Source organism: Fulvivirga ligni (assembly GCF_021389935.1).
In the GTDB taxonomy this organism is placed as follows: Bacteria; Bacteroidota; Bacteroidia; order Cytophagales; family Cyclobacteriaceae; genus Fulvivirga; species Fulvivirga ligni.
Map to the genome: position 1 here is coordinate 3,587,999 of NZ_CP089979.1, position 25,048 is coordinate 3,613,046.

Genomic DNA, 25,048 nt, shown 5'->3' on the forward strand with positions numbered 1-25,048 from the left:
TAAAATGAAAAAGATATATATACACATATTAATCATTTTCGCGGTATTGACGTCGTCATGCGTAGATGATTTAAATGTATCACCAATAGATCCGGATGATCAAACCCCTTCAGATGTTTTGGTGGACGTAGATGCATACAAACAGCTGCTAGCTAAATTATATGGAGGTTTAGCACTAACAGGCCAGCAAGGTCCTGCCGGACAAGGTGACATAGCTGGAATAGATGAAGGTTTCTCTTCATATTTAAGAGGTTACTTCTTACACCAGGAAATGACTACTGATGAGGCTGTTATAGGTTGGAATGACCAGACGATAAAAGATTTTCATGATCTAGATTGGGGAGCAAGTGACGCCTTTATCAGAGGAATGTACTCCAGAATATTTTACCAGATCACTTTAGCTAATCAGTTCATTAGAGAAACTTCTGATGTAGGTGGTTTGTCTGCAAGTGAGCAGGATGAAATCACAGCTTTTAGAGCTGAGGCTAGATTCCTAAGAGCACTTAGTTATTGGCATGCAATGGATTTGTTTTCTGATGTTCCTTTTGTTACCGAGGCGGATGCCATAGGTGCATTCTTACCGGAGCAGGCTACAAGATCTCAAATCTTTGAATACATAGAGTCGGAGCTTATCGCTATTAATGAAGATTTAATTGCTCCCGGACAAAATGAATATGCCAGAGCTGATCGTGCAGCTGCTTGGGCTTTATTAGCTAAATTATATCTCAACGCAGAGGTATATGTGGGTGAAAATCATTATACAGAATGTATCGATTATTGTAAAAGAATAATTGATGCTGGTTATAGTTTAGAGTCAGATTACTCACACATGTTCTTAGCGGATAATCAGGATTCACCTGAATTTATCTTTCAAATTGCGTTTGATGGACAAAATACTCAGTCATATGGAGGAACTACTTTCATAATTCATGGGGCAGTAGGTGGATCTATGTCTGCAGCAGCCTTCGGTATAGATGGTGGATGGAGTGGTATGAGAACCACTAGCGCCTTTGTTAATAAGTTCTCTGATACTTCTGGAGATACTGATAGCAGAGCCATGTTCTACACTGATGGTCAGTCATTAGAAATAGATGATCTTACAGAATTTACTCAAGGTTACGCAATAGCAAAGTACAAAAATGTAACTAGTACGGGAGCTCAAGGTTCTAACGCTACGTTTACAGATACTGATTTCCCTGTTTTTAGATTAGGTGATATCTATCTTACTTATGCCGAAGCAGTTCTGCGTGGTGGTTCTGGAGGTAGTACAGGAGAAGCTTTAACATATGTGAATGCTTTAAGGGAAAGAGCTTATGGAGATGCTTCGGGTAATATTTCAGCCGCTCAACTGAACTTAGGTTTCATTCTTGATGAAAGAGCTCGTGAGTTATACTGGGAATGCCAAAGAAGAACTGACTTAGTAAGATTTGGACAATTAACCACCAGTGAGTACATCTGGCCTTGGAAAGGTGGAGTGAAATCAGGAAAGGCGGTTGATGTTAGGTATAACATTTTCCCATTACCTGCTTCAGATGTAGCGGCTAATCCTAATTTGAAGCAACCGGGTGATTATTAATTGTCAGGTTTAAATTAAAAGAAATCAAAATGAACAGATTTATATATATTCTTTCACTATTATTCGTGGGGCTTATTATGGCCTGCGAAGATGATTCTGAAAAGGTGGTGGTATCTTCAGATCCACTTGATCCGGAGTTGACTTTTCCTACCACACCTGGAATAGCTTTCGCAAAGGCGAACGAAGATTCAACTATTACTTTTAAATGGTCGGAGGCTGACTTTGCCATTAAAGCGGTGACACATTACGGTGTTCAACTTTCACTAGATGAATCGTTCGCAAGTAATGTTACTATATTAGAAGTTACTGAACAGCTGAGTGGTGGAGCTAAGGTGAGTGCCATCAATAAAGCCCTAATCGATTGGGAACTTCCTATTGATGAGTCGGTTGAAGTATTTAGCAGAGTTTTTGCTACCGTTAACCCTAATGTAGATACGGCATTTTCAACTGCTGTAAGCTACATTATGACTCCTTATGAGACACTTCCTGAGTACCCTATGGTATATGTACCAGGTGCCTACCAAGGATGGTCTCCAGGAGAAGTTAATGGTCGATTATTCTCATATGAAAGCAATGATGTTTACGAAGGAATTATTCGTCTTACAGGTAGTGATCCTGTAGAATTCAAGCTTACTCCAGCTCCTAATTGGGATAATTCTTGGGGAGGAACGCTAACAGCTGATGGTGATGGCTATACAGGTACTTTAGATGGAGGTGATAACTTAAAGGCAGCTCCTGGTACTTATAAGTTTACTTTTAACACTACAGATTTAACTATTACCCTGGAAAAAACTGATGATTGGGGTGTGATAGGTTCTTCTGTGGCACCGTTTGACTGGTCTGCCGATGTGGATATGTTCTACAATGGGCAGAGAAAGATGTGGGAGATCACGGATGATTTCAAAGCTGGAGAATTCAAGTTTAGAGCCAATGATGACTGGGCGAAGAACTATGGAGACTCTGAGCCGGATATGGTGCTCGACACAAATGATGGTAATAACATCAAACTTGATTCGGATGGAAATTATACCATTAGGGCCAATTTTGAAACAATGGATTATACAGTAGATCAAAACTAAAATGTAAGTGCCATTCGATTTTCGGATGGCACTTTTTTTCTATGCTTATGAACAAATTTTACTACTCAATACTAACCCTATTACTCATCTCATTTTCTGGTTATGCTCAAGTAACCACCAACCCCGAGATAGTAGTTGCTAGTGAGCCTGTAACTATTACTGTAGATGTTACTGGTACTGGCTTGCAGGACTATACTGATGATGTATGGCTTTGGACATGGATCAAGGAAGGCAACGCCACAGGTGATGCTCCTACTAATGTGAATCCGGCTACAGCGGCCCAGGATGCTGCTAAAATGACGCGCTCAAATGAAGATCCGAATATTTATTCTATCACCCTTACACTCAGTGAATTCTATAATGTAGACGCTGCTGATATGGATGTTGTTGGCCTACTGTTGAAAGGCCGTGATTGGAGTAACGGGCAGACGCCAGATTATTCAATCGATATTAGTGAGCCTGGGTTTTCAGTGAAAATAACTCAGCCTTCTACTTTTCCTTTATTCTTGAATGAAGGAGATAATCTGAATATTGAAGCGACAGCTGCTGAAGAGGCAAGTTTATCACTTCTTGTGAATGGAAATGAGGTGGCCTCAACTATCGGCAGTATATTGTCATACACATTAGAAGCCGGAGTGCCCGGAAAATATGTTGTAACGCTCAACGGTACAAGCGGTGAAGAGGAAGCTTCTGATTCCTTTACATTTCTGGTAAGAGAAGAAAGTCCTACGGCTTCACGGCCTGAAGGTGTTATTCCCGGCATTAATTATCATGAAAATGATAATACAAAGGCCACTTTATGTCTGCAAGCTCCGGATAAACAGTCGGTTTATCTGTTAGGGGACTTCAATAACTGGGAGATTGATCCAGATTATCAGATGAATAAAGACGGCGAATTCTATTGGTTGGAGATTACTGGACTTACACCAAATAAGGAATATGTTTTTCAATATCTGGTAGATGAAAGCATTAAAATAGGAGACCCTTATGCAGATAAGATTGTAGATCCCGCTAATGATCCATACATTTCTAATGATACTTATCCTGATCTAATAACCTATCCGGATAATAATGTAATCAGTGGTATAGCTACCGTACTTCAGACAGGACAAACGCCTTACAACTGGGAAATAACGGATTTCGATAAGCCTGCCAGTGAGGACTTGGTGATTTATGAGTTACTAATCAGAGATTTCGATATCAGACATGATTATCAAGGGGTACTCAATCATATAGATTACCTTGCTGGTCTGGGCATTAATGCCATTGAGCTTATGCCCATCATGGAATTTGACGGAAACCTTAGCTGGGGTTATAATCCAGCCTTCTTTTTAGCTTCTGACAAATATTATGGTTCTAAAAATGAATTAAAAAGGTTCATAGATGAATGCCACAAGAGAGGGATAGCAGTTATTTTGGATATGGTGCTTAATCATACTCATGAAAAGAATCCTATTGCTCAATTGTATTGGGACTATGATAACAACAGACCAGCGGCAGATAATCCATGGTTAAACCCGGAAGCGAAACATCCATATAATGTGTTTAATGACTTCAATCATGAGTCTTCTTATACAAAGGCTTTTGTGGATACAGTGAATAATTACTGGGTAAATGAGTACAAGTTCGATGGTTATAGATTTGACCTTACAAAAGGGTTTACTCAGAATTTTAATACTGATGTAAACGCCTGGAGTCGGTATGACCAGTCAAGGATAGACTTACTGACCAGAATGACTGATAAGATATGGGCCAATGATCCATCTACGTATGTGATTTTTGAGCATCTGGCAGAAAATAGCGAAGAGCTAGTGCTGGCTAATTACGGTATTATGCTTTGGGGCAATATGAACCACAATTATAACCAGATTACTATGGGTTATGCTGAAGAATCAGACCTGAGCTGGGCATACTACGGTACTAGAAACTGGAATGATCCCAATTTGATCTCCTACATGGAAAGTCATGATGAGGAGAGAATGATGTTTAAAAATATTAACTATGGAAACGCTGAGGGTGATTACAACACCAGAGAACTTAAGGAGGCTGTGGACAGAACTACAGCAGCTGCTGCATTTTACTATCTGATTCCTGGCCCTAAAATGTTATGGCAATTCGGAGAGCTGGGTTATGATATCAATATCGACTTTAACGGTAGAACAGGGGAGAAGCCTATTCCATGGGATAATTCAGGTGCTGGCTTAGATTATAATCTGGATGATGATCGTACAGACTTGTATGATGGTTTTGCTAAAATCATAAGCCTTAAAAATGATTATGGTGTTTTTAGGTCAGACAATGTAACCATGTTTGGAGGTAATACCCTCATAAAGGAGCTTTTGATAGAAAATGACACAGACACTGACAGCCCTGCAAGTGTAGATGAAATGGATGTGTATGTGGTTGGTAACTTTGGCGTATCAGAGACCAGCATTGCGGGACATTTTACTCACACAGGTGCCTGGTTTGATTATTTTTCTGGTAAGCAGCTGGACGTGGCTTCAACAGAGCAAGCTGTGGTTTTAAAGCCAGGTGATTTTAAGATTTATACTGATTTTAGAATTAGTGAAGAAGTAATCACATCAGTTCAAGATGCCGTTTCTAACGATGCCCAGTGGGGATTTTATCCTAATCCGGTATTGGATAGATTACAGTTGAAAACTGATGGTTTAAATAACTACTCTGTTAAGATTCTGGATATTAATGGAAGAGAGTATTTGAGTGAAGAAAATCTGCAGGAAAATGCATGGTTAGATGTTCATACATTGAAAAAGGGAATATATATTATCCGAATTTCGAACTCTAACCACACATTTGCGCAGAAGTTTGTTAAAAACTAATCCTTAATTGATCCCCAGGCTTACACTATCTTTATTGGATAGTGTAAGTCTTGGTTTCAAAGCCTATATAGCTAAAGACTAGTTTATCCGATTTATTGTTGAGTTTTATCTTAAATGAGCCATCTCTGTCGCTAACAGTACCTGAGGTTGAGTTCTCAATGATAATATTAGTGCCTGGCAATGGCTTTCCATCCTGATTTTTTACTATCCCCGTTACCTCAAGGCCATTATGCTTAATGTCTAGTTGAAAGGCATCTGAAGGAAGTTCTATTATGTCATTCATCTCCACTTGGGCTGTGTTATCATCATTTCCCAATTTGAAAGTAACAGGTAACACAATTCTTTGCTTTACAGCTTTGCCTCTTTGTTTACCAGGTTTCCATGGCGCTCCTTCAGCAGCTTTTAGCAGGGCAGATTTTGCTTCCTCATCGCATCCTGCTCCAATGCCTTTTACAGCTACCACGTTAGTTAATGCACCAGTTTCATCCACAACAAATTGCAAATAAACCTTACCTTCTACACCCATTTTTCGGGCTTGTTGAGGGTACTTCATAACTTTGGCTAATTCTTCATAAAAAGCCTGATATCCACCTGCAGGCATTGCCGGATCTTCAACGATTACAAAAGACTCTTCATCACCACTTTGGACATCAGCTACTTCCACAATTTTGTCAAGAGGTCCATCTTGGTTCACAATCATCCCTATCATTTCCCTTTCTTTATAAACTTTCATAAAGCCTATACTCTGTGGGTCGATGTTTTTAAGTCTGGCTAAAGCCTCATCATTACTTGCATCAGTTTCCATATACACAAAATGAGCATTAGGGTGTTTCTTTTGCAGAGATGCTAGTTCTGGCTTTAGCTCCTCAGGAATTTCACTTTGGTGAGCAGTAGCCATTACGTCTGATACATCTTGTATTACCTCATCATTACAAGCAAGAGCTATAATTAATAAAGAAACTACAGGTACCAGAGCAAACCATTTCCAGGTTTTAAATTTTGTTATTGGACGGTTCATCATTTTAATTCTTTTTAACGTGAAAGATTGATTGAAATGGTGAGCCAGACCCAGACTCATTTGATTAAGTGTCATTTTTGCAAGAATGTAACTATAGTGCTGAGTGTCAGTACTTTTTAGTATCGACTGATCAGCCAGATATTCATGAGTATGCTGTAGTCTTTTCTTTAAAAACCACACCAATGGGTTGAGCCAAAAGAGTACTTTAAGAAATTCGTAAATCACTATGTCCCAGCTATGTCTTTCTTTAATGTGGACCAATTCATGATCTATTATTTTTTGCCTTTCTTCTTCTGTCAGTTTAACGCTGTTGTCAAAAAACAGAAGGTTGAAAAAAGCAAAAGTGGGTAGCTGTCCGTCTGTGAAGATAAATTGATGATCTTCTTTAGGAGTAGACTTTTTAGTATTCTTAAAGTTCAAAATCTGAATAACACGATAAAAGAACACCGTTAATAGTATAGCGCTTATAGTTAAATAAATAAAGGTGACTACACCAAAAACTGTGAAATTGCCTAAGTCAATTGAAATGAGCGATATCTCACTACTTTCATCCTTGCCAAATACTGTAAATTCAGGTAGCGTAAGGATATTACTGATCCCAACTTCTGCACCACTTGTATTTTGCTCTATCGGAATAAACGACCCTAAGTGGAGTAGTGGTAAAACTAGAGATACCACTGCAGCTCCCAGTAGATAGAATCTAATAAATTTATGATGGTTTTCTTTTCTTAGGCAGCATATATAAAACAGCCCTAAAACTATCAGGCAAATATTAGCTTCAATGAAGAAATTGATAATATCATTCATCTGTATCTTGCTTTAAGTCATCTTTTACGTGCTTCATTAGCTCATCCATATCTTTTATATCTAAGTCATTTTCCTTAGCAAAGAATGATACCAGCTTTTCAAAAGAACCATTGAAATAGCCAGAAAGAAAGTTGTTGAAATAAAACTTGCTATAATTATCCTTTTGTACAATAGGGTGGTACTCGTAAGTTTTACCGTAAGCGGTATGATTTACAAAACCCTTTTGCTCCAAAATTCTAATGATAGTCGATACCGTATTATAGGCAGGCTTGGGGTCTGGCATTTTTTGTATAATGTCTTTTACAAAACCTTTTTTTAAGTCCCATAATATCTGCATCACTTGTTCTTCAGCCTTCGTTAGTTCTTTCATAATTTTATTATTCGCGAATTAATAGTTCAAACATAAAACTAATTACTTAGTTTATCAACTATTTTTTTAGTTATAAAAATTAAAATATTATTAACTGATTGATTTTCAGTTTATTGATATTGTGTAAAACAGTAAGAAATTATGTTAGCACCCATTTTTAATGCCTCTTGTCTCTTTGCTTCAGGATCATTATAAATGATCTGATCTTCCCAGCCATTACCCAAATCGGTCTCATAACTATAGTAACACACCAATCGGCCTTTGTAGATCAATCCGAAACCCTGGGCTGGTTTGCCATCATGTTCATGAATCTTGGGTAGTCCATTGGCAAATTCATACTTCTGATGATAGATAGGATGGTCAAAAGGTAGTTCTACAAATTCTAGTTCCGGAAATACCTTTTTCATCTCCAACCTCACAAACTGATCCAGCCCGTAATTATCATCTATGTGAAGAAAGCCACCTGCGGCCAGGTAGGTTCTGAGGTTTTGAGCCTCACTTTCAGAGAATACCACATTGCCATGGCCTGTCATATATATGTAAGGGTAGAGGAATATATCAGGACTTCCCACCTCAACGTATTCATCTTCAGGGTAGAGGTCAGTATTCAGGTTCTGATTACAAAATTTAATCAGGTTAGGCAGGGCAGTTTTATTTCCATACCAGTCACCACCACCATTATATTTTAGTTTGGCAATTTTAATCTTACCAGGGTTTTGTGCTACGCTTAAACTTACAGTGCTTAATAAAATTATGATGGTGAATATCTGTCTCATAGATGTAAAAATATAACATTCTGGCAAAGTGGCGAAGTATTTAACGTTTTGTTGTTGGCTGAATAATTTCTATCCTATAGATTTGATAACAATTTTAAAGTCTTGGATTCTAGTAATATCATAATAAATATAAGAAAGCTGGTTCGCCATGTTAATCTTGAATCTAAAAAGATTCAGAAGAATTATGGCATTAGCATACCCCAGTTGCTTACACTGAAGTACTTACAAGATAAAGTAGATTTCAAAGCCACACACGGAGAAATATCTCGTTACCTTAATTTGAATAATAGCACAGTTACCGGTATTGTGAATCGACTGGCCTTAAAAGGCCTTATTGCAAAGGAGCAGGACCAAAGGGATAAGCGCGTAGTTTATGCTGTTTTAACTCCGGGCGCTCATCAGATTATAAAGGATAGTCCGCAACTCATGCATGATGAACTCTCCGAAAAGCTATCACATCTTACACCAGAAAAGATAAGCCAAATAGAACAGGCCTTTCAGTTAGTGATTGAGGTGATGGGCATCCAAAATCTTGAGGCGAACCCCATGTTAGGTTCGGAAGAGGAGCCTATCTCTTCTAAATAGGCCATAAAACGATCTAAATAAGGATTCCTGCCTGAAAAATGGATTTTATCATATCATATCCATAGTTTTGCATCAAATTAGTTTCTATAGAAAATATTTTGTGAATGCACGTAGTGGATCTGGTGATTTTTGCCATTTATATGCTTTTAATGTTAGGCGTAGGCTTTTTCTTCCTGAAGAAAAATAAAAACACAGATGATTATTATGTAGGAGGGCGAAGCATGAGCCCATGGCACGTGGGGCTATCAGTGGTGGCAACCGATGTAGGAGGGGGCTTTTCCATTGGTTTAGGCGGTCTTGGATTTACCATGGGGATATCAGGCTCGTGGATGTTGTTTACCGGCTTGGTAGGCGCATGGTTAGCAGCGGTGCTTCTTATTCCAAAGGTAAGTAAGCTATCAAAGGACTTAAATCTGTTAACCTTTCCTCAAATTTTCGGACATTTTTACAATAAGCATGTAGCACTGTTAGCAGGAATCATTTCTGCGGTGGGATATTTAGGTTTTACCAGTTCTCAAATACTGGCTGGAGCCAAACTAGCCTCAGCATCATTTATTGAGCTGGATATGAATACGGCCTTAATCATTATGGGAGTTATTGCTATAGTTTACACCGTAATGGGAGGGATGAAAGCAGTAATTTATACAGATACTATCCAGTGGATCATTCTCATGTCAGGGCTCATATTTATAGGTCTACCGCTAGGATACTCCGCCATTGGTGGTTATGATGCTATTAAGAATACACTCTCAGCAGATTTCCTCTCTATGAGTAATCTCAGCTGGCAGACTTTTGTAAACTGGGGAATTACCATTATTCCCATCTGGTTTGTAGGTATGACACTTTACCAGCGTATTTATAGCTGTAAGGGCGAGAAAGATGCTAAGAAAGCGTGGTTCATTGCCGGTTTGTTCGAATGGCCAATAATGGCATTCATGGGGGTGCTTTTAGGGTTGTTTGCCAGAGTAGGAGCCGAGCAAGGTATGTTTGAGCACTTAGGTTACGAAAGCGTAGCCTCACTAGATGCTGAAATGGGTTTGCCACTTTTGCTAAGAACGGTATTGCCGGTAGGCTTAATGGGGCTTATGATGTCGGCCTATTTCTCAGCCATCATGTCTACGGCAGATAGTTGCCTTATGGCGGCATCAGGTAATTTACTTACAGATGTGTTCGGTAAATATTTTCATGTAAATAAAAGTGACAAAAGTATTCTGAGAACATCTCAGATTCTCACCTTGGTAGTAGGAGTAGCGGCTTTGATCTTAGCCACCTTTATGCAAAATGTGCTGGAGCTTATGCTTTATTCCTATTCTTTTATGGTTTCCGGGTTATTCATACCCATTATAGGAGCATTATTTATTAAAAACAGTAGCTCTCTGGCCGCATTTAGCGCCATGCTTACTGGCGGAGTTGTTACGCTCACGCTTATTCTAACAGGTGTAGAGCTGCCTTTAGGATTAGACGCCAATATCTATGGAATAATAGCCTCAGCCATTGTATTTTTCATTATTAATGAGGTGAGAAAGAAGCGAAAAGTAGAATTGAATTAAACTTATGAGTACAGTAAAAGTTAATAATAAGAAAGAAACAGAATATATGATTGAATATAATATCCTCAGACCTGCTAATACCGTGGGTCTAATACAAAGAGAAGAGGTAGCTAATTTTTTGTTTGAGCACCTGGACGAGTACGGGGATCCTAAAGAGGACATTTCTAAAGCCATTGACTACGCACTAAATACTGGTGTTACACCTGGTGGTTTCGTAGTTACGGCCAGAAAGGATAACGAGGTTATTGGAGCTGTAGTGATGAACAGAACAGGTATGAAAGGCTATATTCCTGATAATATTTTGGTTTACATAGCCATCAACTGTGATTACCGTGGTCAGGGTATTGGTAAAGAACTGATGAAAAGGGCCATCGATCATGCTGAAGGAGACATCGCGCTGCACGTAGAGCCTAATAACCCGGCTAAAATTCTTTATGAAAAACTAGGATTCACCAACAAATACTTAGAAATGAGGCTTAAAAAATAAGCTTCAGTACAGATGGAACTAGATAAAACATTTCTGCAGGTGCTGCAGGAGTTAAGGTACGATATACATCAATACCCAGAAGTGTCAGGCGAAGAAAAGCGCACCGCTGCTAAGATAAAGCAGTTTGTGGTGCAATATAATCCTGATGAGGTAGTAGAAGGAATAGGAGGAACGGGTTTAGCCTTTATCTTTAACGGGAAGGATTCTGGTCCTACAATAATGTTCAGGGCAGAATTAGATGCCTTGCCTATTCATGAAATCAACGATTTTGATCATCGCTCTAAGTATGATAATAAAGGTCATAAGTGTGGGCATGATGGTCATATGATAATGGTAGCTGGCCTGGCAGGTCTATTAGACAAAACGAGACCTGAGAGAGGAAAGGTAATACTCATGTTCCAGCCTGCAGAAGAGACAGGACAAGGTGCCAGATGGATGCTGGATGACGTGAAATTCGAAGGTATTAGGCCTGACTTTATCTTTGCGCTGCATAACCTTCCAGGTTTTTCAAAACATCAGATTATTTTGAAGGAAGGAACATTCGCCGCAGCCTCCAAGGGACTAATCATTGAGCTCGAAGGTAAAACCTCTCATGCCGCAGAGCCTGAAAATGGTAATAGCCCTGCTTTGGCTATGTCTGAACTTCAGAACTTCATGTATCATTTGGTTGATAATACAGCTGATTTACAAGGCTTTAGTTTAGCGACAGTGGTGCATTCGCGTTTAGGAGAGAGAGCTTTTGGAGTCACTCCTGGTCACGCAGTGGTGATGACTACCATCAGGGCCTATGATGATGAAGACCTTCGAAAAATGCAGTCAACGGCCGAAGTCTTTGCTCAGAAATTAGGGAAAAAGTATGGTCTTCAGGTGAAAATTTCGGAAACTGAGTCTTTTAGCTCAACATTAAATAGCCCTGAAGCTTTAGATATGGTGAAAGTAGCGGTTGACCAGTTGAATTTGGATACAAAGGAAAAAGATATTCCATTTAAATGGAGTGAAGATTTTGGGCTATTTACCCAAAAGTTTAGCGGATCTCTGTTTGGTCTCGGAGCCGGAATAGATACGCCTGATTTACATAATCCTGATTATGATTTTCCTGATGAAATAACTTCAACAGGCATTAAAGTATTTTATAACATAATTGATAACCTTTTGAATAAGGATGTTGCATGATACCTCATCTATCATGTTGGACTTTGACGCCTTGTCTTCCAATATTGATTTTATTAAAAGCCGCTTAAAAAGTGGAGTAAAGCTCTCGTCGGTGGTTAAGGGTAATGCCTACGGCCATGGCATTAAGGAACTTATCCCATTATTAGAAAGATGCGATGTGCATCATTTCTCAGTATTCAGCGCTCAGGAAGCTGCAGAAGCATATGCCGCAGCCACTCAATCATGTACCATTATGATAATGGGTTTCTTGGCTGATGCTGATTTGTTATGGGCTATAGAAAATGAAATCGAATTCTTTGTCTTTGACATTGAAAGAGTAGAGCAGGCACTCACTGTCGCTAAAGAGATAGGTAAAAAGGCAATCATTCATGTAGAACTTGAAACAGGGTTTAACAGAACTGGATTTAATAAAAAGGACCTTTTAGAACTCATTGATCTGATCAAAGAAAATGATCAATACTTAAAGGTTCGAGGTGTATGCACACATTATGCAGGGGCCGAAAGTGTGGCCAATTATGTTAGGGTCAAAAAACAAATTAGTAACTTTAACAAGCTTTACAAGTTAATAGAAAAGGCAGGTATTGAAGTAGAAATGAGGCATACGGCCTGTTCAGCTGCTGCCATGGCTTATCCTAAAACCCAAATGGATATGGTAAGGATAGGTATTTTACAATATGGTTTTTGGCCTAGCAAGGAAGTTTTTATCGATTATCTGAATAATAGTAAGAATGAAGATAAAAGAGATCCTCTGAGACGAATCATTACCTGGTCTAGCAGTATTATGACCATAAAGGAGGTGAAAACCGGTGATTTTATTGGTTATGGCACCAGCTATTTAGCACAACAAGACATAAAAGTGGGGATAGTACCGGTGGGCTATGCTTATGGCTACAGCCGCATTCTCAGTAACCAGGGCAGAGTGCTCGTAAACGGTAAGAGAGTGGGTGTGGTAGGAATGGTAAATATGAATATGATGATGGTTGATATTACTGAAGTTCCAGATGTAAAAAGAGGTACTACTGTAATATTAATTGGAGAACAAGATAATGTTGATATATCTGTGGCATCATTTGGAGAGTTAAGTAATCAATTGAACTATGAGCTTTTAACTCGCCTGCCCCATGATATTCCAAGAATAATAAAAGAATAATGGCTTTTTTAGAACTTTACAAGGATAGACTTAAACATAATTATAATTACTTAGCTACTTTATTTGAAGGTAGAGGCATAGAATGGGGAGTGGTAACTAAACTTCTCTGCGGAAATAAGGAGTACATTAAAGAGATCATTGATCTTGGAGCCACTGAGATTCATGATTCCAGAATCAGCAACCTCAAGGTGGTTAAAAGTATATCTGAAGATGTTCAAACCGTGTACATCAAGCCTCCGGCTAAGCGAAGTATCTCCAATGTAATCAAATATGCCGATGTAAGCTTCAATACCAGCTTTGCTACAATAAAAATGCTCTCAAAAGAAGCGCAGAAGCAGAATAAGGTGCATAAGATCATCATTATGATTGAAATGGGTGATCTAAGAGAGGGAGTTCTCGGTGAAAATGTGATTGAGTTTTATTCAAAGGTCTTTGAGCTGCCGAATATTAATATTTCAGGCATCGGAACCAATCTGAACTGCTTACATGGTGTTATGCCATCTCAGGATAAGCTCATCCAGCTAAGTCTGTACAAGCAACTGATAGAGGCTAAATTCAACAGGCAGATTCCTTGGGTTTCTGGCGGTACATCAGTGACAATACCTCTTTTACTGAAGGAAATGCGCCCGATGGGAGTAAACCATTTTAGGGTGGGAGAAATCCTTTATTTTGGACTTAACCTCTTCACAATGAAGAAGGTAGACGGAATGAAGGACGATGTATTTAAGCTTTATGCAGAAATCATCGAATTATATGAAAAGCCAAAGGTTCCTATCGGGGAATTGGCAGAAAATCCTTCCGGCGATATTCTGGAGATCAATGAAGAGGATTATGGCAAAACATCTTACAGAGCAATCATAGACATAGGCCTCTTAGATATCTCACCTGAGTATCTAATTCCTGACGACGATAGCATTGAGGTAACAGGAGCCAGCAGTGATATGCTGGTGATCGATCTGGGAGAAACCACTAGAGACTATAAAGTGGGTGATCTTATCTCATTTAAGCTGAGATATATGGGAGCACTTAGCATACTAAACTCCGATTATATAGATAAGAAGATCATTTAGATTCGTCATGATTTTTATGATGATGCTTACCCTGCTTACTGAATCTGATGGCACTAAACTTTATTACTGATACGAACACGACACCTCCGATGATATTTCCTATCGTAGTAAAAAACTGAAAATGCATATAATCAAACCAACTTACCTCATTAGAGGTGAGTACACCTGCAAAAACCTCTATTGATCCTACTATGGAGTGATGTAAGCCACCTACACCAATTAATGCGGTAATCAATACAACCATTATCATTCGGCTTATAGTTTCTTGAGATGACGTAACAAGCCATGAAAGTTGCCCCATAAGCCAACCGGCAAGAATGCTGCTTCCTGTAATGATCAACCAATCATACTTAACCAGTTTGTGAGCAATATGATAAAAAGCATCTACACTGATGATTTCCATTGACGGGCCTTGCAGCGCGAGTATTCCGGCCATAATATAACCACCTAAAAGATTACCCAGATAGACTATGCTCCAGAGTTTCAATAAGCTCTTAACATTCGTCTCTTTTTGTAATACCGGGATCACCGCCAGGGTGGTGTGCTCAGTAAAGAGTTCAGACCTACCTATCACCACAAATATAAATCCTACAGGATAGGCCGCAGCCAGAATTAGATGCATTACAGGTTCAGAAACCTTATCATGCACCAATGTGTAAAGAATGCCTACTAAGAACAGAGTAAATCCAACCTCTAAACCTGCGGCAAAGGAGGAGACAAAAAGTCCCAGGGGAGAACGTTTATGCTCAGCCAGTCCAGTATCTATCTGTTCTTGAAAAATGTGATAAATGGTCTTAGGTTCATTACTCACATCTTCCACCTTTTGTGGCTTAGGTTTTAAAAAATTGAATATGCTCATTAGTTAGGTTTTGTGAAGAATAATAAGCAGGAGAAGGGCTAAAATGTTTTAGTTTTTGTTGTGTATTTTTTTCTACATAAAGTTGTGGCAGCTACTCACCTGATATTCGTGTTTAAAAAATCACCCGTCCTATTGTGCAAATATGGCATATATTTTACCTTACAGTTGTTAGCATAGTTCTTGACACCTAATGATTAAAAAACATTAATAGTTATGAGCAATCAAACAGAAGTGAAAAAAGCGAAAGAAAATAAAAAATCAGAAAAGGGGAGTAGACTTTGGGCTTATAAGAAGCTTGGATTCTCAAAACCTGAAACTGCAGAAATAGTAAATACACTTAATCAGTTATTAGCCAATTATCACGTTCATTATCAAAAACTCAGAAACTATCACTGGAATGTGAAAGGTCCTGACTTTTTTGATATTCATGAAAAATTTGAAGATCAATACAATCAGGCTAAGCTAAACATAGATGCCATTGCAGAGAGAATTAGAGTATTCGGATATACTCCTATGAGTACTTTGAAAGAGTATTTAGAGCATAGTGAAATCAAGGAAACAGGTACTGATATGGACGGAATGTCTATGGTGAAGGAAATTTTAAATGATTTCGAAATCTTATTAGGTTTTATGGTGAATGTAGCTGATGCCGCTGTAGATGTGGGCGATGTAGGTACCGAAAATATGATCAATGGATTTGTAGAAACCATGGAGAAAAGTCACTGGATGTTTACTGCATTTGCAACAAAGGATTAAAAAGTTTAGATTAGTTAAACCACAAGGCTACATTCAATTGTAGCCTTTTAATGCTCTATTATGGAAGTTCGAGGAAACGAAATACTTGTCCCGGTTGACTTTACTTTAGCTGCAAAATATGGTGTAAATAATGCCATAAATCTTGCCAACCGCCTAAACACTAATATTCACCTAGTTAATTTCATACCACCACCAGATGCCAATAAAGGCAAGGAAAAGGAAGAAGAATATGATTTCAGCGAAGCGCTCAGATCTTCAATTAATCTTCTCAAAGAAAATCAAACCAAGCTCACAGAGTTGGTGCATGAGATAGATGGTTCGGAAAACATCCACTCTGAAATAAAGATGGATAAGTTCGCCAGAGGTATTAAAAAACAACTCAAGAATCAAAATATTGGACTAATTGTGATGGGGCTTAACGGTCACTTGAGTATCGGCGATTCACTTTGTCAAAATAAAAAGGCCAATGAAATTATAAGGTCAGGCTGCCCTGTTTTGGTATGTAATGAAAACGTTAATGACTTCAATCAGTCGAATTCAATAGTAGTCTCAATGGATGAAGATTCTTTTCTAGACGACAATTTTGATAAGTTCTTAAGGATCTCTAGAAACTTATTCAAGAAATGGTATTTCGTCCATGTAAACCATTCCAACGATAAAAAGACATGGAGTAAGTCTGGAATAGAACAATTTCTTGCTAAACATCAGGTGAAGCCTACATCTGTTCAGATAATTGAAAGTTCCGATAAGGAGCAAGCAATTTTAGAATACGCTGATGCTAAGAATGCCGGATGTCTAGCTGTTAACAGACACGGCAAAACATCAAGCTTCTCAGATTGTAAGGTAGAGGAAATCGTTAGTTCTGGAAAGTTTCCTGTGTTTATTTACTAAGAGCGTCGACACCCAATATCCAATTAGGATCTGGGCAATTCTCTAAATATTTAATCTTTTCAGAAGGTTTTGCTACACCTGGATAATCTCCGGATTTTCCGTCCAAATCTCTAATCAGTTGGAAATGTAAATGTGGTGGCCAGTGCACGTTCTCATCGTAAGCACCTAAAGTAGCTATTTGCTCACCTTTCTTGATAGACTGTCCTGCAGACTTCCCATCCAAAGAGGTCTTGCTGAGATGGCCATATAATAAATAGAACTTCTCTGAATCTAATTCATGTTCCATAATTATAGTTGGACCATAGTCTCCAATAAGATCATTATTCTGTAAGCTATGTATTTTGCCATCCAGTGGTGAGTATATCGCCGTACCTGCTTCATCCCAAATGTCGATTCCCAGGTGTATGGATCTTGCTTCATCATTAGGAGCTGCAAAATTGTGATTCATTCTATAGATAATTCTATCCTCACCGTAACCTCCAATAGCAGCTCTATATTTACCTCTGCTTATTTGGCCGAATATATACTTGCTAAGTAAATGATTATCAGAAAGATTAAGATTTAATAGATCGGTATTTTCAGAACTTAAATCAATGCGCCAAAGACGCTCTTTATTGAGGTCATAGGGCATGATTGAAGCAAATGTTGTTTGATAGCTTTTTAATGTTTTTTCAAAATTTGTCATAAAATTTTTATCTCCGATTAAACCTTTTCCTGTGTCGCTTATCTAAGTGTAAAATTAACGAACAAAATATTGAAATCTAAAAATCAAAATCTATGAAAAGTTTAAATGTCGTTATTGTAATGTTGTTTATGGCAGTTGGTTTGGTTTTAACAAGTTGCGATAAAGAGGCTGTAGAAACCAATAATAATGAAACAGTGGTAAATTCAGACTCTGATATGGAATCGTCATTTGAAGATATTGATGATCTTGCCAGTACTATACTTGAAGCCACTGAATCAAATTCAGGCGGTAGAATAGCCGGAGAAGCAGATGATAGAGTATGTGAAGGGGCTATTACATTTAGTGGTGATGCTAATTCAGGAACCATCGTTATTGACTTTGGCGCTGGCTGTGAAGATTCTTATGGCAATGTGCGAAAAGGAAAAATTAATATCGCCTATACAGGTGGCAGGTTCCAATCCGGTTCTGTTGTAACTACTACCTTAGATGGCTATTCAATTAATGATATCGCTATAGAGGGTACCAGAACTTTAACGAATATCACAGAATCAGCTAATGATTATCCTACCTTCAGCATTTCACTTACAGGCTGTAAAATCACCTGGCCTAACGATGATGTTGCAACTAGAACTGTAAGTAAAGTACGTGTTTGGAAAAGAGCCAGTAGCCCTATCAATGATGAAGTTTGGATTACTGGTGAGGCTTCAGGTGTAACTAGAAGAGGCGTGGCTTATAATACCACCATAACAGATTCTTTAGTATATAAAGCGTCTTGCCGAGTGAGCACTAGAGGAAGACTGGCGCTGGCTGGTACTAAAATAATTGAAACAGAAAATAAAATCATCACAGTAGATTACGGAGATGGTAACTGTGACAGAAGAGTAAGCATTGTTGTAGATGGTAAATCCGAGAATGTAAATCTGGACTAAGTCCGCAAAACTCCTAAAAATAGCAATGGCATCTACTCTCAGGGTAGATGCCATTTTTTTATTATAGCAAGTTTTATTTGTGATCCTCTATTTACTTATTGTCATTTTTTGAGTGAATAGTTTTATAATTCCACCATTTTAAGGGTTTACCCCGACCACATTTAAGTGTAATTACCTAAGCCTTATGAGGGTAAAGATTACTATTTAAAATACAAAATTTCACCGATTGAATGAGTGCTGTCAAAAGATACCTTTGTAAGAGACCGTAAGGTTAAAATACGACTTTTCTATTTAAACAAAAATCAAATGGCACTCGATAAAAAAGAAAACAAAGAAGTGGCTGTGGCCCAAAGCAGCAACGGTAAAACCGCTTCTTCGAAGAGCAAGAAAGTTACCGCTGAGGTAGATTTTCTGCAGGTTATGGAGGGAGCTGCCCTGCCCATAATTATGTCTAATGAACAAAACGAAATCGTTTATTTTAATAACGCAGCAGAAGAATTGTGGGGATACAGTAGAAGCGAAGTAATAGGAAAAAGTTCTACCATGCTGGCACCTGATTACGATGGTCAAGACTCTGAAGAGGATCTAAAAAACAATCCAACCATGGAGGCTGTGGTTCAAACTAAGAAAGGTAAGAAGGTGGATGTGTGGTTTACACGCAGTGAATGTATTACCAACGGCGAAAAATTATATACCTCTTTCATTCAGGATATAACAGAGAGAAAGAAACTGGAAGGAGAGTTCCAAAACCAAATTGAGCAATCTAAAGCTCAGGAAGAGGAGCTTCGGCAAAATATGGAAGAGTTAGCGGCAACTCAAGAAGAAATGCAGCGTCGCCAGGCCGAAATGGAACATCTGAAATCTAGTGTAGACTCAGGATGGGCTTCAATTGAGTTTGAACCGGATGGTACCATTCTTACAGCCAACGCTAATTTTTTAGACGTGCTTGGTTACGGATCTGTTGAAGAGATTGAAGGCAAGCACCACCGTATTTTCTGCGAAGATGAATATGTTAATTCTCATGAGTATAAAAAATTCTGGTCAGAACTGGCAGCGGGCAAGATACAAGATGGTGAATTTAAAAGAATAACAGCACTTGGGCAGGATGTTTGGATCAATGCCTCATACACGCCGGTGAAAGATGCTTCAAATAAGGTGATTAAGGTAATAAAAATTGCCTCGGACATTACCGATATGGTTGAAGCCAGGAGGCAGGGAGAAAATATTAAAAAGTCAGTCGATACAGGTTGGGCATATATAGAGTTTGAGCCAGATGGCACTATCACTTCATGTAATCAAAATTTCCTGGATGCTATGGGATATATGAGCGTGAGTGAAATTGAGGGAAAGCACCATCGTATCTTCTGCGACCCATCTTATGCATCCACAAAAGAATATAACAATTTCTGGAGGGACCTAGGATCAGGAATAAGCAAAAATGGTGAATATGAAAGAGTAACTAATGATGGTAAGAAAGTTTGGTTACAGGCAGCTTATACGCCCATCAAAAACGCAAAAGGCATTGTCGAAAAAGTAATCAAGATAGCGGCAGATATTTCTGAGGTGAAATTACCTGTGTTAGAGGTAAGTAAAATTATCGGTGATATGGCGCAAGGTGATCTTACTCAGTCATTTAATATGAATGCCGAAGGTTATGTGAAAGAGATGGGAGATGCTCTTAACGTAGCCATTGAAAATTTGAATGCACTTTTAGGTACTATAGATGAGAGTGCCCAGCAGGTGGCCAGTGCTGCAGATAATATGAAGGATAGGACAGATGGGATGAAAAATAATACTGCAGAAATGGCCTCTGCTATCTCTCAAATGGCAAAAGGTGCTCAGGATCAAGCTCAAAAGACAGATGAGTCTTCTAAACTAACCGAGCAAGTATTAGAGTCTGCAAGTTCTATGGAGGCCAAATCAGAAATCATTAACAGGGCAGCTGAGAAAGGTGTGAAAAGTTGTGAAGACGGGTTGAAAATCATTAAAAATCTGGTGACGAATATGACAGGGATTAATGAATCTGCAGGCTTGACATCAGAATCTATTAAAGTGCTTACTGAGAGAGCAGAAGAGATTGCGAGGACGCTCAATGTCATCACAGACATTGCCGCTCAAACTAATTTGTTAGCCTTAAACGCAGCCATAGAAGCAGCCCGTGCGGGAGATGCGGGTCGTGGGTTCGCAGTAGTGGCAGAAGAGATTAGAAAACTTGCTGAAGATTCAAGAAAGTCCGCTGTAGATATCGAGAAGATCATTGGTGATGTTCAGAAGGATACTCAATCAGCATCTAAGGCTATTGATATTATGACCACCAGCGTGAAAGATGGTTCAGGAGCTACCAGAGAAGCTGAGAAGATATTCGAGGAAATCTCATCATCATCTGAGGAGACTCTTGAGTTGAGTAAATTCATAAAAGAAGCCAGTTCCTCTCAAAAAGCATCGGTTGATACCGTGGCTAAGAACATTGAGCAAATCGTAGTAGTGGCAGAAGAAACCGCAGCAGGAACTGAAGAGATTGCTACTTCATCAGGCTCACTGAATAACGGTATGGAGGATGTTGCATCATCAAGTAGTCAGCTTACGCAGATATCACTTGAGCTAAAACAAAGAGTAAACAAATTTAAATTAAAAGGTTATGCAACGCATACAAGGCGATAAAGTCAAGGACAAGACTCAAGAGAATGACAATGAGCAAAAAGGTAAAGTGTCGCAGATAGTTGTGTTTAAGCAGGGAGAAGAGGAGTATGCGATGCACATTGACCAGATAAAAGAAGTAGTCATCACTCCTGGTATAACCAGACTGCCTCAAACACCAGAATATGTTCTTGGGGTAGCTAATATCAGAGGTAATATCATAGCCATTCTAGATTTGGAACAGAAGTTCGGTCTTAAAAAAGATGTAGCTAGAGAAGGTGGTGAGAAAAACTTTACGCTGGTCATAGAAAGTGAAGAGTTTAAAATGGGTGTATTGGTAAATGATGTTCCAAATACCCTGTCGGTTTACGAAAGTGAAATCGAAGAAAGTTTAAATGTAATACATGATTCTAGTATGGAGCAAAATTACATTAAGGGCATTGTGAAGAAGGATGGGAGACTGATTATTATGATAGACACCCTTAAAATAGTGAATGCCTCGGAAATGAACAGTATTGCTCAATCTGTAGCCTAAATTAAATTAATTTAAATATGTCAAAGAATGTATTAATTGTTGATGATTCGCTCTATATGAGAAAAATCATTAAAGATGCAATGGAAGCCAATGGATATACGGTTATCGGTCAGGCCGCTAACGGTGAAGAGGCCATAGATATGGCTTTTGAACTCATGCCTGATCTTATAACGCTTGATAATATACTGCCAGATATGATTGGTACCGATATTTTAAAAGTATATAAAGAAGAGGGTTTAAAATCTAAAGTGATCATGATCAGTGCGGTAGGGCAGGAGTCTGTTGTAAATGAAGGTATTTCATTGGGAGCGGTAGACTACCTGGTGAAACCATTTACTAATGACCAATTGATAGCTGCCATAGCCAAAACCTGATGATGAACATTCATGATTAAAACTCTGATAGTAGAAGATTCCGGGCTGATGAGGATGCGAATATCAGATGTGTTACGCTCTGCCGGGATCGTGGAAATTGTAGGGACTGCAAAAAACGGCGATGAAGGTTTAAAAGCTATTAAACTTAAAAGACCTGATGTAGTAATTACAGATATGGTTATGCCTGATTATGATGGTTTGTATTTGGTGAAAAATGCCATGAAAGAAAGTCCGGTGCCTATAATTGTCTTGAGCTCTTTGGATAGAAAAAGTGCTCAGGTTTTTGAAGCGCTATCTTCAGGAGCTTTTGAGTTTTTGGATAAGCCAAGAAGTCAAAGAGGACTAGGTTTTAATAAACCACTTATAGATCTGGTGAAGACAGCCGCAGGTGTAGACACCGACAGTCTGAAATCTACTGGCGCTGTTAGAAATCATTTAGAGCACACCTTTGATAGTTTACTTACCTATGAAGTAGTGGCAGTAGGGGCCTCAACAGGAGGGCCATCCGCCATTGAAGTTTTTCTGAAGGGATTGCCGGCCAATTTTCCAGTGCCTATTGTCATAGCACAGCACATGCCTCAGAGGTTTATAGAATCCTTCGCTCAGCGATTGGATACCTACACTAATCTAAAGGTTAAAACCGCAGAGATAGGTGAGACTTTACGTCCGGGGCATATTTATCTCTGTTCAGGTGAATATAACACTGAGGTGGTTCCAGATCATGGTAATGGCAGGCCAATCTTTGCAAAAAAACAAAGAAAGTATAAAGAATTTAATCACCCTTCAGTAGACTGTATGTTTGATTCTGTCGCAGAATATTATAAGAACAAGGCCATTGCGGTAATATTAACTGGGATGGGTAAAGACGGTATGGAGGGTATTGTGAAAATCAAAAAGGCCGGTGGGCTGACCATAGCTCAAAATGAAAAGAGCTGCGTAGTATACGGAATGCCAAAAGCCGCGGTAGATGCTAAGGCCGCTGATTATGTGGTTCATATAGATGAACTCCCCGGTTTCGTGACAAGTTGTTTTTGTTAACCTAAATCTAGGTGATTATGAAATCTAATGATGAAGAGTATAAAGAGATTTTTTTGGCTGAGGCACTGGAGAATTTTGAAGAAATTAACAAAGTTCTCACCCAACTTGAAAAGAAGCCTACGGATGCAGGTTTTATCAATACACTTTTTAGAATAACGCACACCATGAAGGGGAATGCTACAGCCATGGGCTTTGATGGCATTAGCTCTCTTACACATATAATGGAGGACCTTTTCGGTGAGGTAAGAAATAAGAAAATTGATCTCGATAGTGAAATATTCACCGCTTTATTTAAAGCCGTAGATGTATTAGAAGCCCTTATTAATTCTATTAAAACTGGTGATAAAGTCCAGTACAGAGGCATTCAAACCAAGCTTAAGGTAATTATAGAACGTGCCAAAGACGGAGGTGCTTCTGCTGATACAGAGGAAGTCAAAGAGGAAAAGAAAAAACCAGCACGCAAAGCCAGTAGCAAAACTAAAGCTAAGAGTCCAGCGAAAAAGAAAGAACCTGTGGCCAAGAAAGAGGATCCGGTTAATGAGTCTGAGCAGGAGTTAACAGATCAGGATCTGGAGCAAATGCTTGAGGAGCCTGTCCAGGAAGAAGAGTTAGAGGTGGTTTCAGATTCAAAAATTGTAGTATCTGATCTGGTACATGTGCCAGTAAGAAAGCTGGACAACCTCTTAAATCTTGTAGGTGAGCTGATCATAGAAAGAGATAGAATTCTAGCCTCCCATGGATCAGGTACGCATTCAAGTGAATTTTCAAGATTAAATCGTATCTCATCAGATTTGCAGTATTCGGTTATGAATGTGCGATTAGTACAGGTGGGGTTTCTCTTCAATAAATTCCACCGCGTAGTTAGGGATGCTGCTAATCTTGAGGGTAAGAAAGTGAAGCTAGAGTTGTCTGGAGTAGATACGGAGATTGATAGAAATATTCTTCAGATTATCAGCGATTCTCTTATTCATTTGATTCGAAATTCTGTGAGTCACGGTATTGAAGTGCCTGAGGAGAGAAAATCATTAGATAAATCCGAAGAAGGAGTAATATCACTTAGCGCTTATAATGATAGTGATGGCGTGGTCATAGAGATTAAGGACGATGGTAAGGGAATTGATGTTGAAAGGGTTAAAACTAAAGCTATCGAGAATGGCTTGATTAACGCGGACATGCTTTCTCTTATGAGTCAGGATGAAGTCCTGATGATGATTTTTGAGCCTGGGTTTTCCACCAGAGAAGAAGTCTCAGCACTCAGTGGTCGCGGTGTAGGCATGGATGTGGTTAAAAAGGCGACCGACTCAATTGGGGGTAACATAAAAGTGGAGACAGAAAAGAATAATGGAACCACTATACGTCTTAAGCTCCCATCTTCCATGGCTGTAAAAGGTACTCTTCTTTGTGTTATGGATGATGAAACTTATGCTATTCCATTATCATATACTGAGGCGGTGGTTTCCTTATACAAAAAGGACCTCCATAAACTTAGCAGTGGTTTAGTAAGTACTTACCTGGGTAAAACCATTTCTATTGTCTTCCTAAAAGATTTATTCCGCTTAGATAGGGAGAAGAATGTAGATAGAAGAAAAGTCCTTCAAATGGGGTTTGATAATCTACACCCAGAAGCGCAACTGCATGTGGTTATAGTCTCTCATAATGGACGCACCATAGGTCTGGTAGTAGATAAATTGCTTCAACAAAAAGAGATTGTAGAAAAGCCTCTTTTTAAACCTTTGGATAATATAAAAATAATTAGTGGGGTCACGATTTTAGGTAATGGCAGGGTATGTCCAGTCTTAAATATAGCCTCTATCAATAACATGGTATTCACAGCTACATTAGCTAATCAAAAAGCTTATTAAA

General features: G+C 38.8%; 22 protein-coding genes. 17 read left to right on the forward strand and 5 right to left on the reverse strand.

From position 1 onward, the window contains the following. Window positions 1-4 precede the first annotated feature (4 nt). The 3 genes from LVD16_RS15335 to LVD16_RS15345 are packed head-to-tail and all read left to right on the forward strand — an operon-like array spanning window position 5 to window position 5,495. Complete coding sequence (locus LVD16_RS15335; RefSeq protein ID WP_233769151.1) at window positions 5-1,576, forward strand: RagB/SusD family nutrient uptake outer membrane protein; 1,572 nt, start codon at window positions 5-7, stop codon at window positions 1,574-1,576. Window positions 1,577-1,605: 29 nt separating this feature from the next. Then, window positions 1,606-2,655: a SusE domain-containing protein gene (locus LVD16_RS15340; protein ID WP_233769152.1), complete on the forward strand. Its 1,050-nt coding sequence runs from the start codon at window positions 1,606-1,608 to the stop codon at window positions 2,653-2,655. A 47-nt stretch (window positions 2,656-2,702) separates the two neighbouring features. Then, window positions 2,703-5,495: an alpha-amylase family glycosyl hydrolase gene (locus LVD16_RS15345; RefSeq protein WP_233769153.1), complete on the forward strand. Its 2,793-nt coding sequence runs from the start codon at window positions 2,703-2,705 to the stop codon at window positions 5,493-5,495. Between the two features lie 31 nt (window positions 5,496-5,526). On the opposite strand, the gene LVD16_RS15350 is transcribed toward LVD16_RS15345, so the two are convergent. The 3 genes from LVD16_RS15350 to LVD16_RS15360 all read right to left on the reverse strand — a co-directional run bounded on the left by LVD16_RS15350 (window position 5,527) and on the right by LVD16_RS15360 (window position 8,466). Continuing rightward, the gene (locus LVD16_RS15350; protein ID WP_233769154.1) at window positions 5,527-7,320 is read right to left on the reverse strand and encodes a M56 family metallopeptidase; all 1,794 of its coding nucleotides are present in this window, start codon (window positions 7,318-7,320) and stop codon (window positions 5,527-5,529) included. Beyond that, window positions 7,313-7,690, reverse strand: a complete 378-nt coding sequence (locus LVD16_RS15355; RefSeq protein ID WP_233769155.1) for a BlaI/MecI/CopY family transcriptional regulator — start codon at window positions 7,688-7,690, stop codon at window positions 7,313-7,315. Before LVD16_RS15355 ends, LVD16_RS15350 begins: the two co-directional genes overlap by 8 nt. Before the next feature lie 110 nt (window positions 7,691-7,800). Then, on the reverse strand, window positions 7,801-8,466 hold the full coding sequence (locus LVD16_RS15360) for a DUF4159 domain-containing protein (protein WP_233769156.1): 666 nt from the start codon (window positions 8,464-8,466) through the stop codon (window positions 7,801-7,803). A gap of 102 nt (window positions 8,467-8,568) precedes the next feature. Here LVD16_RS15360 and LVD16_RS15365 point away from each other — a divergent pair, with 102 nt between their 5' ends. The 6 genes from LVD16_RS15365 (at window position 8,569) to LVD16_RS15390 (ending at window position 14,481) form a co-directional block, all read left to right on the forward strand. Next, a complete protein-coding gene (locus tag LVD16_RS15365; protein ID WP_233769157.1) occupies window positions 8,569-9,051 on the forward strand; it encodes a MarR family winged helix-turn-helix transcriptional regulator in 483 nt (160 codons plus the stop codon). A 104-nt stretch (window positions 9,052-9,155) separates the two neighbouring features. Continuing rightward, window positions 9,156-10,601 (forward strand): sodium:solute symporter family protein, encoded by a 1,446-nt coding sequence (locus LVD16_RS15370; protein WP_233769158.1) that lies wholly within the window; start codon window positions 9,156-9,158, stop codon window positions 10,599-10,601. A 46-nt stretch (window positions 10,602-10,647) separates the two neighbouring features. Beyond that, entirely contained in the window at window positions 10,648-11,088 is a 441-nt protein-coding gene (locus LVD16_RS15375) for a GNAT family N-acetyltransferase (RefSeq protein WP_233774601.1), read from the forward strand. Window positions 11,089-11,100: 12 nt separating this feature from the next. After that, entirely contained in the window at window positions 11,101-12,261 is a 1,161-nt protein-coding gene (locus LVD16_RS15380; RefSeq protein ID WP_233769159.1) for an amidohydrolase, read from the forward strand. Next, a complete protein-coding gene (gene alr / locus LVD16_RS15385) occupies window positions 12,251-13,411 on the forward strand; it encodes an alanine racemase (RefSeq protein ID WP_233769160.1) in 1,161 nt (386 codons plus the stop codon). The genes LVD16_RS15380 and alr overlap by 11 nt, the downstream gene beginning before the upstream one ends. Further along, the gene (locus LVD16_RS15390) at window positions 13,411-14,481 is read left to right on the forward strand and encodes an alanine racemase (protein ID WP_233769161.1); all 1,071 of its coding nucleotides are present in this window, start codon (window positions 13,411-13,413) and stop codon (window positions 14,479-14,481) included. Before alr ends, LVD16_RS15390 begins: the two co-directional genes overlap by 1 nt. Here the strand turns inward: LVD16_RS15390 and LVD16_RS15395 are convergent. Next, a complete protein-coding gene (locus LVD16_RS15395; RefSeq protein WP_233769162.1) occupies window positions 14,474-15,340 on the reverse strand; it encodes a formate/nitrite transporter family protein in 867 nt (288 codons plus the stop codon). The genes LVD16_RS15390 and LVD16_RS15395 overlap by 8 nt on opposite strands. 213 nt (window positions 15,341-15,553) lie before the next feature. On the opposite strand from LVD16_RS15395, the gene LVD16_RS15400 reads away from it, so the two are divergent. Together LVD16_RS15400 and LVD16_RS15405 are read left to right on the forward strand one after the other, a co-directional pair. Continuing rightward, the gene (locus tag LVD16_RS15400; protein ID WP_233769163.1) at window positions 15,554-16,096 is read left to right on the forward strand and encodes a Dps family protein; all 543 of its coding nucleotides are present in this window, start codon (window positions 15,554-15,556) and stop codon (window positions 16,094-16,096) included. 60 nt (window positions 16,097-16,156) lie between these two features. Further along, on the forward strand, window positions 16,157-16,987 hold the full coding sequence (locus LVD16_RS15405; RefSeq protein ID WP_233769164.1) for a universal stress protein: 831 nt from the start codon (window positions 16,157-16,159) through the stop codon (window positions 16,985-16,987). Here LVD16_RS15405 and LVD16_RS15410 read toward each other — a convergent pair. Continuing rightward, on the reverse strand, window positions 16,977-17,672 hold the full coding sequence (locus tag LVD16_RS15410) for a peptidoglycan DD-metalloendopeptidase family protein (RefSeq protein ID WP_233769165.1): 696 nt from the start codon (window positions 17,670-17,672) through the stop codon (window positions 16,977-16,979). The genes LVD16_RS15405 and LVD16_RS15410 overlap by 11 nt on opposite strands. Before the next feature lie 92 nt (window positions 17,673-17,764). Between LVD16_RS15410 and LVD16_RS15415 the strand changes: the two genes are divergently transcribed. From LVD16_RS15415 to LVD16_RS15440, 6 genes are all read left to right on the forward strand, one after another. After that, window positions 17,765-18,601, forward strand: a complete 837-nt coding sequence (locus LVD16_RS15415; protein WP_233769166.1) for a hypothetical protein — start codon at window positions 17,765-17,767, stop codon at window positions 18,599-18,601. Window positions 18,602-18,907: 306 nt separating this feature from the next. Continuing rightward, window positions 18,908-21,262, forward strand: a complete 2,355-nt coding sequence (locus LVD16_RS15420) for a methyl-accepting chemotaxis protein (protein ID WP_233769167.1) — start codon at window positions 18,908-18,910, stop codon at window positions 21,260-21,262. Then, entirely contained in the window at window positions 21,240-21,773 is a 534-nt protein-coding gene (locus LVD16_RS15425) for a chemotaxis protein CheW (RefSeq protein WP_233769168.1), read from the forward strand. The genes LVD16_RS15420 and LVD16_RS15425 overlap by 23 nt, the downstream gene beginning before the upstream one ends. A gap of 17 nt (window positions 21,774-21,790) precedes the next feature. After that, the gene (locus tag LVD16_RS15430; RefSeq protein WP_233769169.1) at window positions 21,791-22,147 is read left to right on the forward strand and encodes a response regulator; all 357 of its coding nucleotides are present in this window, start codon (window positions 21,791-21,793) and stop codon (window positions 22,145-22,147) included. Window positions 22,148-22,159: 12 nt separating this feature from the next. Next, window positions 22,160-23,185: a chemotaxis-specific protein-glutamate methyltransferase CheB gene (gene cheB / locus LVD16_RS15435; RefSeq protein ID WP_233769170.1), complete on the forward strand. Its 1,026-nt coding sequence runs from the start codon at window positions 22,160-22,162 to the stop codon at window positions 23,183-23,185. A 17-nt stretch (window positions 23,186-23,202) separates the two neighbouring features. Then, window positions 23,203-25,047, forward strand: coding sequence for a chemotaxis protein CheA (locus tag LVD16_RS15440; protein WP_233769171.1), 1,845 nt, complete (start codon window positions 23,203-23,205; stop codon window positions 25,045-25,047). Window position 25,048: the final 1 nt, after the last annotated feature.